This window comes from Thauera sp. ZXT1-4, from assembly GCF_052598215.2.
Window position 1 is genome coordinate 120,592 of the sequence record NZ_JBQWSN020000005.1, and the last position, 14,934, is coordinate 135,525.

Genomic DNA, 14,934 nt, shown 5'->3' on the forward strand with positions numbered 1-14,934 from the left:
AAGGAGTTGATAAGTGGCTCGTAATCTCGATCCTAAGTGCCGTCAGTGCCGTCGCGAAGGCGAAAAGCTGTTCCTGAAGGGCGAAAAGTGTTTTACCGACAAGTGCGCCATCGAGCGCCGTGCGTATGCCCCTGGCCAGCACGGTCAGCGTTCCGGGCAGCGTCTGTCCGGCTATGGCGTGCAGTTGCGTGAGAAGCAGAAGATTCGCCGCATTTACGGTGTGCTGGAGCGCCAGTTCCGCAAGGTGTACGCCGAAGCGGACCGTCGCCGTGGTCAGACAGGTGAAAACCTGCTTCAGTTGCTGGAAGGTCGGCTGGACTCCGTCGCCTACCGCATGGGTTTCGGCGCCTCGCGCGCTGAAGCACGACAGGTGGTCCGTCACAACGGCGTGCTGGTCAATGGCAAGCGCGTGAATATCCCGTCGTACGTTGTTCGCCCGGGCGATGTTGTCGAACTGACCGAAGGTGCGCGCGGTCACCTGCGCGTCAAGGCCGCCCTCGAGGCTGCCGAGTCGCGTGGTTTCCCCGAGTGGCTCCAAGTCGACACCAAGGCCGGCAAGGGTGTCTTCAAAGCCTACCCGGTGCGCACTGAACTGCCTGCAACGATCAACGAGAGCCTGGTGGTGGAACTGTACTCCCGTTGATCGGGAGTCTGATCCTCTTCTAGTTCCGAGGAAATGCTGATGCAAAGCAATGCACTGCTGAAACCGCGCATCATCGACGTCCAGAGCACCTCGCCTGTCCAGGCGCGGGTGACGATGGAGCCGTTCGAGCGCGGGTTCGGTCATACGCTGGGGAATGCGCTGCGGCGCATCCTCCTGTCGTCGCTCCCGGGGCACGCTGCCACGGAAGTCACGATCGAAGGGGTGCTGCACGAGTACTCCACGCTTGACGGCGTGCGCGAAGACATCGTCGACCTGCTGCTGAACCTGAAGGGTGTGGTATTCAAGCTCAACGGGCGCAGCGAAGTCACCGTGCGACTCGCCAAATCCGGCGAGGGCTTGGTGACGGCGGCCGACATCGAACTCGGTCACGACGTCGAGATCATCAACCCCGATCATGTGATCGCGCATCTGGCCCCCGGTGGCAAGATGGACATGCAGATCAGGGTCGAGGAAGGACGCGGGTACGTACCGGGTAATGCGCGCCCCCAGAGCGCTGAGAGCAAGCAGATCGGCCGTATCGTTCTCGATGCGTCGTTCGGCCCTGTGCGCCGTGTCAGCTACCTGGTAGAAAGCGCTCGTGTCGAGCAGCGTACCGACCTCGATCGTCTGATCATCGATATCGAGACCAACGGTGCGGTTGATCCGGAAGAGGCGATCCGCTACGCGGCGCGCGTGCTGATGGATCAGCTTTCGGTGTTCGCCGACCTCGAAGGCACTCAGCCCGAGCGGGTCGAGGCCCCGTCGCAGACGATCGATCCCGTTTTGCTGCGCCCGGTCGATGACCTCGAGCTCACGGTGCGTTCTGCGAACTGCCTGAAGGCCGAGAACATCTACTACATCGGTGATCTGATCCAGCGCACCGAGACCGAGTTGCTGAAAACCCCGAACCTGGGTCGGAAGTCGCTCAACGAGATCAAGGAAGTGTTGGCCTCTCGCGGGCTGACGCTTGGCATGAAACTGGAAAACTGGCCGCCGGCCGGGCTTGAGAAGCTCGGTTGAGTCGCCGGGCAAGTGAGGAATTGAAATGCGTCACCGTAATGGTCTTCGCAAGCTGAATCGTACCAGCAGCCACCGCCAGGCGATGTTCCGCAACATGGCCAATTCGCTGCTGCGTCACGAAGCGATCAAGACGACCCTGCCGAAGGCGAAGGAACTTCGCCGTGTGGTCGAGCCGATGATCACGCTGGGCAAGAAGCCCAGCGTTGCCAACCGCCGTCTGGCGTTCGACCGTCTGCGCGACCGTGATATGGTCGTGAAGCTTTTCGACGAACTGGGTCCGCGCTTTGCCAGCCGTAACGGTGGCTATCTGCGTATTCTGAAGTGCGGCTTCCGCGATGGCGACAACGCGCCGATGGCGTATGTCGAATTGCTCGACCGACCTGAAGGTGAGGCGGTTGAAGCTGAAGAAAGCGAAGCCGCCTGAGTTATCGGCGAGCGAACGAAAGAACCGGGCAACGCCCGGTTTTTTTTCGCCCGCGCGGCATCGTTCCGCGCAAACATGTGCGGTGTACGGGCAGGCTGGAGGCGTTGCAATGGTGGAGGGTTGGAACGAATGGGCGTGACGCTGGTGACCGGGGGCGCGGGCTACATCGGTTCGCATACGTGTGTTGAGCTACTGCAGGCGGGGCGTGACGTCGTCGTGGTGGATGATCTGTCCAACGCTTCCATGACGGCGGTTGCGCGTATGCAGGAGCTGGGAGGTCGCGCGCTTGCCGGCTTCGTTCGTGCGGATGTGAGGGACCGTGCCGCGCTGGAGCATATTTTCGCGCAGCATCCGGTCGAGGCGGTGATCCACTTCGCCGCGCGCAAGGCGGTTGGTGAGTCGGTCGCTCAGCCGCTCGCCTATTACGACAACAACCTGCACGGCCTGATCAGCGTGCTTGAGGTGATGGAGATTGCCGGTTGCCGGCGCATGGTGTTCAGTTCGTCGGCCACGGTATATGGGGACCCTGCGTCCGTCCCCATCCGGGAGGATTTTCCGACTTCTGCAACCAATCCCTACGGCTGGACGAAGCTGATGGGCGAGCAGATCCTGCGTGACGTGGCACAAGCGGAAGCGGGCTGGAACATCGTGCTGTTGCGATACTTCAACCCGGTCGGTGCGCATGTGAGCGGGCGCATCGGGGAGGATCCGGATGGTCTGCCGAACAACCTGATGCCTTTCGTGAGTCAGGTTGCGGGCGGGCGACTGCCGCGACTGCGCGTGTTCGGCAACGATTATCCGACACGCGACGGCACGGGCGTGCGCGATTACATTCATGTGGTCGATCTTGCGCTGGGCCATTTACGTGCGCTCGAGCGGATTGAACGGCTACCTGGCGTGAGCACGCTGAATCTTGGCACCGGGCGCGGCTACAGCGTGCTGGAGATGGTGCGCGCCTTCGAAGCCGCCAGTGGGCGCGCAGTCCCCTACGACATCGTCGAGCGCCGACCGGGAGATATCGCTGCGTGCTGGGCGGATCCCGCCCGCGCAGAAGAAGTGCTTGGCTGGCGCGCCGAGCGCGATTTGCAGGCCATGTGCGAGGACGCATGGCGCTGGCAGTGCCTCAATCCGCGCGGTTACGCCGGGGGGTGAGGCCCTGGTCAGGAGAGCATGCGACGCAGGTAGCGGCCCGTATGACTCTCGGGGTGTTCGGCAATCTGCTCGGGGGTTCCGCAGCATACCAGCGTGCCGCCACGGTCGCCGCCCTCTGGGCCCAGGTCGAGGACCCAGTCGGCCGTTTTGATTACGTCCAGGTTGTGCTCGATGACGATGATGGTGTTGCCGTGGTCGCGCAGGCGGTGCAGAACCTTCAGCAGCAGTTCGATGTCCTGGAAGTGCAGCCCGGTGGTCGGCTCGTCGAGGATGTACAGGGTTCGGCCCGTGTCGCGCTTGGAGAGTTCGAGGGCGAGCTTGATGCGCTGAGCCTCGCCACCCGAGAGAGTCGTCGCGCTCTGCCCCAGGCGGATGTAGCCGAGGCCGACGTCGGTCAGGGTTTCGAGCTTGCGTGCGACTGCGGGTACCGGTGCGAAGAAGGCGAGCGCCTCCTCCACCGTCATCTCCAGCACCTCGCGGATGTTGCGACCCTTGTATCGGATTTCTAGCGTCTCGCGGTTGTAGCGCGTGCCATGGCAGACATCGCACGGGACGTACAGGTCGGGCAGGAAATGCATCTCGACCTTGACCAGGCCGTCGCCCTGGCAGGCCTCGCAGCGCCCGCCGCGCACGTTGAATGAGAAGCGCCCGGGACCGTAGCCGCGCGCCCGCGCCTCGGGCACGCCGGCGAATAGCTCGCGGATAGGCGTCAGCAGCCCCGTGTAGGTGGCGGGGTTGGAGCGCGGTGTGCGGCCGATTGGGGACTGGTCAACGTCGATGACCTTGTCGAAGGCTTCCAGCCCTTCGATCGCGGCGTACGGCGCAGGGTCATCCGCGCTGCGGTTGAGCTGGTGCGCAGCGGCAGTGGCGAGCGTGTCGTTGATCAAGGTGGACTTGCCGGAGCCCGAAACGCCGGTGATGCAGGTCAGCAATCCAACCGGCAGGCTCGCGTCGACGGCCTTGAGGTTGTTGCCCGTGGCGCCCGCGATCCGGACCATGCGCGCCGGATCAGGCGCGGTGCGGCGCCCGGGCGGCATGATCGTGCGCCTTCCGGCAAGATAGTCGCCGGTGAGGGAGTCCGGATTGGCAATCACCTCGGCAGGCGTGCCGTGTGCAACGATCTGGCCGCCATGCTCGCCTGCCCCGGGGCCCATGTCCACCACGTAGTCCGCGCTGCGGATCGCATCCTCGTCGTGCTCGACCACGATCACCGTGTTGCCCATGTCGCGCAAGCGGGCGAGGGTGTCAAGCAGGCGGTCGTTGTCACGCTGATGCAGGCCAATCGACGGTTCGTCGAGCACGTACATCACGCCCGTCAGCCCGGAGCCGATCTGGCTTGCCAGGCGGATGCGCTGCGCTTCGCCGCCCGAGAGCGTATCGGCTGCGCGGTCGAGCGCCAGGTAGTCGAGCCCCACGTCGATGAGGAAGCGCAGGCGTGCGGTGATCTCGCTCACGATCCTTTCGGCGATGCGTGCGCGTGCGCCTTCCAGCGCGAGCTGGGCGAAGAACGCATGCGCTGCCCCAAGCGGCATCGCGGCGACCTCGTGCAGGGGGTGGCCGCCGATCAGCACGTGGCGTGCCTCGCTGCGCAGGCGGCTGCCGTGACAGGCCGGGCAGCGCTGGGTGGCACGGTATTTCGACAACTCCTCGCGCACGGCCTGCGAATCGGTTTCGCGCAGGCGCCGCTCGAGGTTGGGCAGGATGCCCTCGAAGGGGTGCTCCTTGAGCACCATCCTGCCGTTGTCCGCCATGTAGCGGAAAGCGATCTTTGTCCGCCCGGAGCCGGAAAGCACCACCTCGCGCAGGTCTTCCGGCAGTGCCCGCCACGGCGTCTCGATATCGAAGCCGTAGTGCGAGGCCAGGCTTGCCAGCAACTGGAAGTAGAACTGGTTGCGCCGGTCCCAGCCGCGGATCGCGCCCGATGCGAGCGACAGCTCAGGGTGTGCAACCACCCGCACGGGGTCGAAGAACTCGACCTGGCCCAGCCCGTCGCACCTGGGGCATGCGCCGGCAGGATTGTTGAAAGAGAACAGCCGTGGCTCCAGTTCCGCAAGTGAGAAGCTGCACACAGGGCAGGCGAAGCGAGCCGAGAACAGGTGCTCGCGGCCGCTTTCCATCTCCACCGCGATCGCCCGCCCGTCGGCATGCGTGAGTGCGGTCTCGAAGGACTCGGCGAGCCGGCTGCGCAAATCGGGGCGCAGCTTCACGCGATCGATCACCACCGCCACGTCGTGCCGTCGGCCCTTCTCCAGGGGCTGCATGGCGTCGAGTTCCATCACTTCGCCATCCACCCGCACGCGCACGAAGCCCTGCGCGCGCAACTCTGCGAACAGATCGCTCTGCTCACCCTTGCGGCCGCTCACGACCGGGGCGAGGATCATCAGCTTCGTCTCGGCGGGCAGTGCGAGCACGTGGTCGACCATCTGCGCCACACTCTGCGCTTCCAGCGCGTGCTGCGGATGGTCGGGGCAGTGTGGTGTGCCTGCGCGTGCATACAGCAGGCGGAGGTAGTCGTGGATCTCGGTGACCGTTCCGACCGTAGAACGTGGATTGTGGCTGGTGGCCTTCTGCTCGATCGAGATCGCGGGCGACAATCCTTCGATCAGGTCCACATCCGGCTTCTCCATGAGTTGGAGGAACTGGCGCGCGTACGCGGAAAGAGACTCGACGTAGCGGCGCTGGCCCTCCGCATACAGGGTATCGAAGGCGAGCGAGGACTTCCCCGAGCCCGACAGGCCTGTGATCACGGTCAGGCGGTTCCGGGGAAGGTCGATGCTGATGTTTTTCAGGTTGTGGGTGCGGGCGCCGCGGATGCGGATCTCGTCCATGACGGGTTCGAGGCGTGGGAAACGGCAAACTATACGCCCTCGTCACGGCGGCGGCGTAATCGCATCAGTCGTTTGCGGGGTGTTAGAATCCCGCTCTTTGATCGAGCCGGTATCCAGTATGTCCGTTCCCGCACGCGATCCGATGACGCGCGAAGAACGCCGCGCCGGCATGAGCCTGGCGGCTATCTTCGCGCTGCGCATGCTCGGCCTGTTCCTGATCCTCCCCGTGTTCGCCGCTCATGCCGAGCAGATCCCAGGGGGAGACGACCTGATGCTCGTCGGCCTGGCCATCGGCGCCTACGGGCTTACTCAAGCCTTCCTGCAGATCGCCTACGGCGCCGCCTCCGACCGCTTCGGGCGTAAGCCGGTGATCGTGTTCGGCCTCGTGCTCTTCGTCGTCGGCAGCGTCGTTGCAGCAATCGCTGATGACATCTGGATGATCATCGTGGGGCGGGTGGTGCAGGGCGCGGGTGCAATTTCCGCGGCCGTCACCGCGCTGGCTGCGGACCTTACGCGCGACCAGCATCGCACCAAGGTCATGGCAATGATCGGCTCCTCCATCGGCCTCGTGTTCGCACTCTCCATGGTGGTCGCGCCGCTGCTCTATGCGGTAATCGGCATGTCCGGCATCTTCTGGCTCACCGCGGTGCTCGCCGTAGGCGCCATCGGCGTGCTGCTCAAGGTGGTGCCCGAGGCGCCCCCCGTTCCGCGCGCCACGGGCCGGATCGTCGACGTCTTGCGTGACGGCCAGCTGATGCGGCTCAACTTCGGTGTGTTCGCGCTGCACCTGATCCAGACCACGATGTGGGTACTGGTCCCCTCGGCGCTGGTCGCCAGCGGCGGCCTGCCGGTGCCCGAGCACTGGAAGGTCTACCTCCCGGCGGTGCTGCTATCCTTTGTCGTCATGGTGCCTGCGGTGATCCTCGCCGAGCGCCACGACAAGATGAAGCCGGTCTTCAATGCAGCCATCGCGTTGCTTGTGATCGTTCAGTTCGGGCTCTGGCTTTTTGGGGATGCACTGATACCATTGGCATTGCTGCTGACCCTCTTCTTCATCGCCTTCAACGTGCTCGAGGCCACGCAGCCGTCGTGGATCTCGCGTATCGCCGCCCCGGGCGCGAAGGGGACTGCGCTCGGGGTCTACAACACACTGCAGTCGCTCGGCCTGTTCCTGGGCGGCGCGCTCGGCGGCTGGCTGGGTCAGACCTTCGGGACCGGCGTGGTAAGCCTGTTCTGCGTCATGCTCGGGCTTGCATGGCTGGCGCTGTCGACCTCGATGAATCCGCCGCCCCTGCGTACCGCGCCGGCGCCTGCCGGGCGCTGAACGGGGCGGTACACCATGCAAGGGCGGCGCCCATACGCTGCCCGTTCACGTTTCCAAAGGAGAACCGGATGGCATCCCTGAACAAAGTCATCCTGATCGGCAACCTCGGCGCTGATCCGGAAAACCGCTTCGCCCCCTCCGGCGACGCGATCTGCAACATCCGTCTGGCCACTACCGAGACCTGGCGCGACAAGAATACTGGCGAGCGCCGTGAGGCTACCGAATGGCACCGCGTGTCCTTCTACGGCAAGCTGGCCGAAATCGCCGGGCAGTATCTGCGCAAGGGCAGCCAGGTTTACATCGAGGGTAGCCTGCGTACGCGCAAGTGGCAGGACCAGAGCGGTCAGGACCGCTACACCACCGAAATCCGTGCCGACGAGATGAAGATGCTCGGCGGGCGCCGCGAGGGCGGCGATGCATCCATGCGTGGCAACGATGCGGGCTGGGATGCTCCCGCCGCTGCGCCGCGCAGCAGCCCCGCGCCCGCACAACGTCCGCAGTCCCAGCAGCCTGCGCAGTCCTCCGGTGGGTTCGGCGATTTCGACGACGACATTCCCTTCTGACACCGTTTGGCCGCCGTGCCTGGCGCGTTGCGCCGGGCCGAGGCACGTATTGAAACCGGGACAATCGACCCCAGATCGATGCCTGGAGGAGGGGTGATGAAAAATCTGATCGACTATCAGGACGGCGTCTTCGCCTTCGACTCGGCCTACGGCCGGCCACAGCTTTGCGCAATTCACCTTGTGGTGCAGGACGGCCGCGCGGCGGTCGTCGATACCGGCAGCAATGCATCGGTACCTCATGTGCTCGCGGCGCTGGCATCACTCGGCATCGCGCCCGAGGCCGTGGACTGGGTGATCCTCACCCACATCCACCTCGATCACGCAGGCGGCGCCGGCAGCCTGATGTGCGCCCTGCCGCGGGCGAAGCTGCTGGTCCACCCGCGCGGTGTGCGCCACATGGCGGACCCGACCCGGCTGTGGGAAGGCACCTCTGCCGTATATGGCGCGGAGCGCGCGTTCGAACTCTACGGCCAGCTGGTTCCGGTACCCGCCGAGCGCATCGTCGCGGCGACCGATGGACTCGAGGTGCAACTCGGTAGCCGCATGCTGCGCGTGTTCGACACGCCCGGCCACGCTCGCCACCATATCTGCGTGTGGGATTCGGTCGCACGCGCCTTCTTCACCGGCGACACCTTTGGCCTGTCCTATCGCGAGCTCGACACCGATGGCCGCGCCTTCGTGGTGCCGACGACGACGCCCACCCAGTTCGATCCTGCCGCGATGCATGCCTCCATCGACCGCATGCTCGCCATGTCGCCCACGGCGATGTACCTGACCCATTTCAGCCGCGTCACCGACGTCGAGCGCCTCGGTGCGGACCTGCACCGCCTCATCGATACCATGGTCGCGGTCGCGCAGGCCGCACGCGGTGAGGGGGTTGCCCGCCACGTCGAGATCCTCGCCGGTCTCGAGCAGGTCATGCGCGAGGAGACGGCGCGCCAGAAATGGGCGCTGAGCGAGGACGATACGCTCGAACTGCTGCGCATGGACCTGGAGCTCAACGCACAAGGCCTCGGCGTCTGGCTCGACAGTCTGCGCGCCGTCGAAGCGGTCAACGCCTGAGCCCGCGCTTCATGCAGTCCGATGTCGACCGCGCGCGACGCTTCGGCGGCCTCGACCGCCTGTATGGCGCCGGCGCCGCGGAGGCGCTCGGCAAGGCGCACGCCTGCGTGATCGGCATCGGCGGCGTGGGCTCTTGGGTGGTCGAAGCGCTGGCACGCAGCGGGGTGGGGCGGTTGACCCTGATCGACCTCGACCACGTTGCCGAATCCAACATCAATCGCCAGGCGCATGCGCTTGAAGATACGCTTGGCATGGCCAAGGTCGATGCAATGTCCGCCCGCATCGCCGGCATCAACCCGCACTGCGAGGTGATCACGGTCGAGGACTTCGTCACCCCCGAGAATGCAGCCGGGCTGCTTTCAGGCTTCGACGTGGTCATCGATGCCATCGACAACGTACGGGCGAAGGTGGCGCTTGCCGCGGCGAGCCGTGAGCGCGGCATTCCGCTGATCATGGCGGGTGGGGCGGGCGGCAAGCTGGACCCGGCGCGCATCATGGTGGATGACCTCTCGCGTACGGTCCAGGATCCCTTGCTGTCCAAGGTGCGCGCGCGCCTGCGCAAGGAGCACGGTTTCACACGCGACCCGAAGAGGAAATTCGGTATCGAGGCGGTGTTCTCGACCGAACCCTTGCGCTTTCCTGCGGTCCAGCCCTGCGATGCCGGCGCGGGGCGGGCCGCACCACAGGGTCTCGCTTGCGCAGGCTATGGTTCGAGCATGGCCGTCACGGCCAGTGTCGGCCTGCTCTGTGCTGCACGGGCGCTGGAGCACCTGCTTCGCGCTGGAGTTCGCCGTGTCGCGTCCGCCGACATTCCTACGGAGATTGCCTCATGACCGCAGCACCCCGATCCCAATCTGCCATCGTCCTGTTCGGACATGGTGCACGCGACCCGGAATGGGCCGGACCCATGCGCCGCATCCGCGATACGGTGCTGGCGCGTCCCGATGCGCCGCGTACCGAGCTGGCGTTCCTCGAGTTCATGACCCCGACCCTGCCCGAGGCCATCGCCGCGCTTGCTGCTGACGGTGTGCGGCAAATCGCGGTCGTGCCCATGTTTCTCGCCCAAGGCGGTCACCTCAAGCGCGATCTGCCGATCCTGCTCGACGAGGCCCGTGCTGCTCATCCGGAGTGCGAGATCAGCCTCGCCACTGCGGCCGGCGAGGCCGAGCCGGTTGTCGTCGCGATGGCCGATTACGCCGCCAGCTGCCTGAACTGACCGAGGTGCTGAACTGACCGAGGTGCTGAACTGACCGAGGTGCTGAACTGACCGAGGTGCTTGACCGGCGCGTGTATAAGAATATACTTATGCACATGAAACCCGTCATGCTCCCCGTTCTTGCGCGCGCGCCCGGCCTTCTTCTGCTGGCCGCGGCGATCGCCAGCTTCAGCCTTCCCGCGCGCGCGGAGGTGCCCACCGTACGCATTCAGGCGCAGATGGTTGCACCCTCTATCGCTGCGGAGGCCACGATCGAGGCGGTGCGTCAGTCGACCCTCGCGGCGCAAATGCCTGGCCGCATTCTCGAACTCGGCGTAGATGCCGGCGATCGCGTCGAGCGCGGGCAGGTGCTGGTCCGCATCGATCCCGCCGAGGCGGCTGCAGCGGTCGCCGCTGCCGAAGCTGGCATCGCGCAGGCGCAGACCGTGCTCGGCAACGCGCGCCTTGAGTACGAGCGTGCGCGCAAGCTGGTCGCGCAGAAATTCCTCAGCCAGTCGGCGCTCGATGGCGCGCGGACGCAGTACGAAGCCGCTGAAGCGCAGCTGGGCGCTGCCCGCGCACAGCGTGCGCAGGCAGGCACCGTCCAGGGCTACGCTACGGTGACATCGCCGCTCACCGGCCTGGTTGCCGTACGCCACATCGAAGCCGGTGAAATGGCCCAGCCCGGCCGCAGCCTGCTCACCGTGTACGACCCTGCGCAGATGCGTGCAGTGGCCGACCTCGCGCCACAGCGCCTCGCCGAGCTCGGCGGTGGCACGCTGCGCGCCAGTGTGGAGCTGCCCGCCAGCGGGCGCACGATCGAAGCCGCTTCCGTCACCGTGCTCCCCACGGCCGACGCCCGCACCCACACCGTGCGCGTTCGCGTCGACCTCCCCGCGGGCCTCGCGGACGTGTTGCCGGGCAGCTTCGCACGGGTGCGCTTACATGGTGAGGCGGCGCCGGCCCGAGCGGCCCAACCGGTGGTGATTCCTGCCGTTTCCGTGCTTCGTCGGGGCGAGCTCACCGCAGTTTACGTGGCCGATGGCCAGGGCGGTTTCGGGCTGCGTCAGATCCGCCTCGGCCGTACGCAACAGGGCGGTGATGCGGTGGAGGTGCTCTCCGGCCTTAGGGGGGACGAAACCCTCGCCCTAGACCCGGTGCAGGCCGGCATTCAGGCCCGCGCCGGCTCGGCTGCGCGCTGAGTCCGGAGGCGACCATGGAAAAGCGTCTCGGCATCTCCGGCCGCATCGCGTCCGGCTTCCAGCGTAACGCGATCACGCCGCTGCTGGCGCTGGTGTTGCTGCTCGCCGGCATCTTCGCCACCCTGATCACCCCCAAGGAAGAAGAGCCACAGATCGACGTCACCATGGCCAACGTGCTGGTGCCTTTCCCGGGGGCGTCTGCACGCGATGTCGAGTCCCTGGTGGCGCGGCCGGCCGAGCAGGTGCTGTCGCGCATCGCCGGCGTCGAGCACGTCTATACCGTGTCGCGCCCCGGCATGGCGGTGGTCACCGTTCAATTCGAGGTTGGCGTCCCCAACCAGACTGCACTGGTGCGCCTCTACGACACCGTGGACTCGCATGCAGACTGGCTGTCGCCGCAACTCGGCGTCGGCAAGCCGCTGATCAAGCCCAAGGGCATCGACGACGTGCCGATCGTCAGCTTCACGCTGTGGACCGCCGACCCCGAGCGAGCGGCCTTCTCGCTGCAGCAGGTTTCGCGCGCGATCGAGACCGAGCTGAAGCGCATCCCCGGCACGCGCGACGTTGCCACCCTGGGCGGCCCCGGCCACGTGATCCGGGTGAACATGGACATCGAGCGCATGAACGCGCACGGCGTCACCGCGCAGGACCTGCGCGGCGCGCTGCAACTGGCCAACGCCTCGCAGCCGGCGGGCAGCCTGGTCGCAGGCAATCGTGAAGTGCTGGTGCAGACCGGCACCTACCTGGAATCTGCCGAGGATGTGCGCAAGCTTGTGGTGGGTGTCTCCGAGCGCCGTCCGGTGTTCCTGCGCGACGTCGCCGAGGTCGTCGATGGTCCCGACCAGCCTTCGCAGTACGTGTGGTTCGGCACCGGCGCTGCCGCGGAGCAGCGCGGCATCGGCCAACAGGGCCTGTTCCCGGCTGTCACGCTGGCGTTGTCGAAGAAGCCCGGAGCCAACGCCGCCGATGTCGCCCAGGCCGCGATGCAGCGCCTGGAGAACCTGCGCGGGAGCGTCATCCCGGAAGGTGTGGAGGTCACCGTCACCCGCGACTACGGCAAGACCGCCAACGACAAGGCCAACCAGTTGATCGGCAAGCTCGCCTTCGCCACCGCCGCAGTGGTGGCGCTGGTGTTCTTCGCGCTCGGCCGGCGCGAGGCCATCATCGTCGGCATCGCTGTCACGCTCACCCTGGCTGCCACCTTGTTCGCCTCCTGGGCCTGGGGCTTCACCCTCAACCGGGTGTCGCTGTTCGCGCTCATCTTTTCGATCGGCATCCTGGTCGACGACGCCATCGTGGTGGTCGAGAACATCCACCGCTGGCACACCCTCGAGCCCGACACGCCCTTGTGGAAGCTGATCCCCAAGGCCGTCGACGAGGTCGGTGGCCCCACCATCCTCGCCACCTTCACCGTCATCGCGGCGCTCTTGCCGATGGCCTTCGTCACCGGGCTGATGGGCCCCTACATGAGCCCGATCCCGATCAACGCCTCAATGGGCATGTTCATCTCGCTGGTGGTGGCCTTCGTGGTCACGCCCTGGCTGGCGCAGAAGATGCTCAAGAACGTCGACGCCCACCACCACGAGGGCGAGGACAAGATGACCCGCCGCCTCGACGGACTCTTCCGCCGCGTGATGACGCCCATGTTCGACGCCCGCCGCGGTGGCCGCAACCGTTTCGCGCTGTGGGTCGTGGTGTTCGCGCTCATCGGCGCTTCGGTCGCGTTGCCGGTGGTGCAGCTCGTGGTCATGAAGATGTTGCCCTTCGACAACAAGAGCGAGTTCCAGGTCGTGCTCGACATGCCGGTGGGCACGCCGGTCGAGGACACCGCGCGCGTGCTCAACGAGATCGGCGCCCATCTGGCCACCGTGCCCGAGGTCACCGACTGGCAGTCCTACGCTGGCGCCGCGGCGCCGATCAACTTCAACGGCCTGGTGCGCCAGTACTACCTGCGCAGTGCCCCCGAGCAGGGCGACATCCAGGTCAACCTGGTCGACAAGACCGCGCGCGAGCGCCAGAGCCACGAGATCGCCGTGTCGGTGCGCGATGCCGTCACCGAAATCGCGCTGCGCAACGGCGGCAACGTCAAGGTGGTGGAGGTGCCGCCCGGCCCGCCGGTGCTGTCGCCGATCGTCGCCGAGATCTACGGCCCCGACTACGACGGCCAGCTGGAAGTGGCCAGGCGCGTGCGCGCGGCCTTCGAGGACACCCCGGACATTGTCGGCGTCGACGACACGGTGGACGAGGACGCGCCCAAGCTCGTGCTGCGCGTTGACCAGGCCAAGGCCGCGCGCATGGGCGTGGCGAAGGCCGACATCGTCGAGGTGGTGCGCCTGGGGCTCTCCGGCGAGAACGTCACCCCGGTGCATGGCGGCGACAACAAGTACGAGATCCCGGTGCGCATCCAGCTGCCCGCGGTGCGCCAGTCCGACCTTGCCGACCTGCTCGCGATGCAGGTACGGGCCCGCGGCGGCGACAACGCCGGCCAGTTGGTGAAGATCTCCGAGGTCGTGCAGGTCGCCGAGACCCGCCGCGAGCAGATCCTCTATCGCAAGGACCTGCTGCCGGTGGTGTATGTGACCGGTGACATGGGTGGCAAGCTGGATTCGCCGCTCTACGGCATGTTCGACATCCGCTCGCGGGTCAATGGCATGGCGCTCGACGGCGCGCCGGGGCTCGCCGGTACGCTCGGCGAGTGGTTCATCAGCCAGCCCGACGACCCCTACGCCGGCTACCAGCTGAAATGGGACGGCGAGTGGCAGATCACCTACGAGACCTTCCGCGACATGGGCGCCGCCTACGCCGTGGGACTGGTGCTGATCTACCTGCTGGTGGTGGCGCAGTTCAGGAGCTATCTGGTGCCGCTGATCATCATGGCGCCGATCCCGCTCACCATCGTCGGCGTGATGCCCGGTCACGCGCTGTTCGGCGCGCAATTCACCGCCACCTCGATGATCGGCATGATCGCGCTCGCCGGCATCATCGTGCGCAACTCGATCCTGCTGGTGGATTTCGTCAATCAGCAGGTCGCCGAGGGCATGGAGTTCGGCGAGGCTCTGATCCGCGCCGCCGCGGTGCGCGCCAAGCCGATCGGGCTCACCGCGCTGGCGGCGATGATCGGCGCGGTGTTCATCCTCGACGACCCGATCTTCAACGGCCTGGCCATCAGCCTGATCTTCGGCATCTTCGTGTCCACCGTGCTCACCCTGGTGGTGATCCCGGTCCTTTACTACGCCGCCATGCGCGGCCGCATCGCCCGTCTGCAAAATCCCGAGGAGAACCCCGCATGACCACCAATGACTACGTCCGCGCCTTCGCCGGCGCTTTCGTCCTGATTTCGCTCTCGCTTGGCGTCGAGGCTTCGCCGCTCTTCGTCAGCAAGCACTTTCTGTGGGTGACCGGCTTCGTCGGCCTCAACCTGTTCCAGAGCGCTTTCACCGGGTTGTGCCCGCTGGTGAACATCCTGCACAAGCTCGGCGTCAAGGACGGCCCGGCCCGTTGCAACTGATGCTGCAGTGGCC

The 14,934-nt window shown here is 66.1% G+C and carries 13 protein-coding genes; 12 read left to right on the forward strand and 1 reads right to left on the reverse strand.

What is annotated here, in order from left to right; translation table 11 throughout:
- Positions 1–13: 13 nt before the first annotated feature.
- The 4 genes from rpsD (at position 14) to galE (ending at position 3,239) form a co-directional block, all read left to right on the forward strand.
- Positions 14–643 (forward strand): 30S ribosomal protein S4, encoded by a 630-nt coding sequence (gene rpsD, locus ACUH78_RS06330; RefSeq protein ID WP_418363628.1) that lies wholly within the window; start codon positions 14–16, stop codon positions 641–643.
- A 39-nt stretch (positions 644–682) separates the two neighbouring features.
- The gene (locus ACUH78_RS06335; protein WP_435749627.1) at positions 683–1,663 is read left to right on the forward strand and encodes a DNA-directed RNA polymerase subunit alpha; all 981 of its coding nucleotides are present in this window, start codon (positions 683–685) and stop codon (positions 1,661–1,663) included.
- 25 nt (positions 1,664–1,688) lie between these two features.
- Entirely contained in the window at positions 1,689–2,087 is a 399-nt protein-coding gene (gene rplQ / locus ACUH78_RS06340) for a 50S ribosomal protein L17 (protein WP_418363626.1), read from the forward strand.
- A 129-nt stretch (positions 2,088–2,216) separates the two neighbouring features.
- The gene (gene galE, locus ACUH78_RS06345; RefSeq protein ID WP_418363625.1) at positions 2,217–3,239 is read left to right on the forward strand and encodes a UDP-glucose 4-epimerase GalE; all 1,023 of its coding nucleotides are present in this window, start codon (positions 2,217–2,219) and stop codon (positions 3,237–3,239) included.
- Positions 3,240–3,247: 8 nt separating this feature from the next.
- Here the strand turns inward: galE and uvrA are convergent, their stop codons facing one another.
- Positions 3,248–6,067: an excinuclease ABC subunit UvrA gene (gene uvrA / locus ACUH78_RS06350; protein ID WP_435749626.1), complete on the reverse strand. Its 2,820-nt coding sequence runs from the start codon at positions 6,065–6,067 to the stop codon at positions 3,248–3,250.
- 118 nt (positions 6,068–6,185) lie between these two features.
- Between uvrA and ACUH78_RS06355 the strand changes: the two genes are divergently transcribed.
- From ACUH78_RS06355 to ACUH78_RS06390, 8 genes are all read left to right on the forward strand, one after another.
- Complete coding sequence (locus ACUH78_RS06355; RefSeq protein ID WP_418363623.1) at positions 6,186–7,391, forward strand: MFS transporter; 1,206 nt, start codon at positions 6,186–6,188, stop codon at positions 7,389–7,391.
- Positions 7,392–7,459: 68 nt separating this feature from the next.
- Positions 7,460–7,954, forward strand: a complete 495-nt coding sequence (gene ssb / locus ACUH78_RS06360) for a single-stranded DNA-binding protein (protein ID WP_418363622.1) — start codon at positions 7,460–7,462, stop codon at positions 7,952–7,954.
- 96 nt (positions 7,955–8,050) lie between these two features.
- Positions 8,051–9,016 (forward strand): MBL fold metallo-hydrolase, encoded by a 966-nt coding sequence (locus ACUH78_RS06365; RefSeq protein ID WP_435749625.1) that lies wholly within the window; start codon positions 8,051–8,053, stop codon positions 9,014–9,016.
- Positions 9,017–9,027: 11 nt separating this feature from the next.
- Entirely contained in the window at positions 9,028–9,849 is an 822-nt protein-coding gene (locus ACUH78_RS06370) for a tRNA threonylcarbamoyladenosine dehydratase (protein WP_418363620.1), read from the forward strand.
- Positions 9,846–10,232, forward strand: a complete 387-nt coding sequence (locus tag ACUH78_RS06375; RefSeq protein ID WP_418363619.1) for a sirohydrochlorin chelatase — start codon at positions 9,846–9,848, stop codon at positions 10,230–10,232. The genes ACUH78_RS06370 and ACUH78_RS06375 overlap by 4 nt, the downstream gene beginning before the upstream one ends.
- Positions 10,233–10,327: 95 nt before the next feature.
- Positions 10,328–11,413 (forward strand): efflux RND transporter periplasmic adaptor subunit, encoded by a 1,086-nt coding sequence (locus ACUH78_RS06380; protein ID WP_435749624.1) that lies wholly within the window; start codon positions 10,328–10,330, stop codon positions 11,411–11,413.
- A gap of 14 nt (positions 11,414–11,427) precedes the next feature.
- Positions 11,428–14,703, forward strand: coding sequence for an efflux RND transporter permease subunit (locus ACUH78_RS06385; protein WP_435749623.1), 3,276 nt, complete (start codon positions 11,428–11,430; stop codon positions 14,701–14,703).
- The gene (locus ACUH78_RS06390; protein ID WP_418363617.1) at positions 14,700–14,921 is read left to right on the forward strand and encodes a YgaP family membrane protein; all 222 of its coding nucleotides are present in this window, start codon (positions 14,700–14,702) and stop codon (positions 14,919–14,921) included. The genes ACUH78_RS06385 and ACUH78_RS06390 overlap by 4 nt, the downstream gene beginning before the upstream one ends.
- Positions 14,922–14,934: the final 13 nt, after the last annotated feature.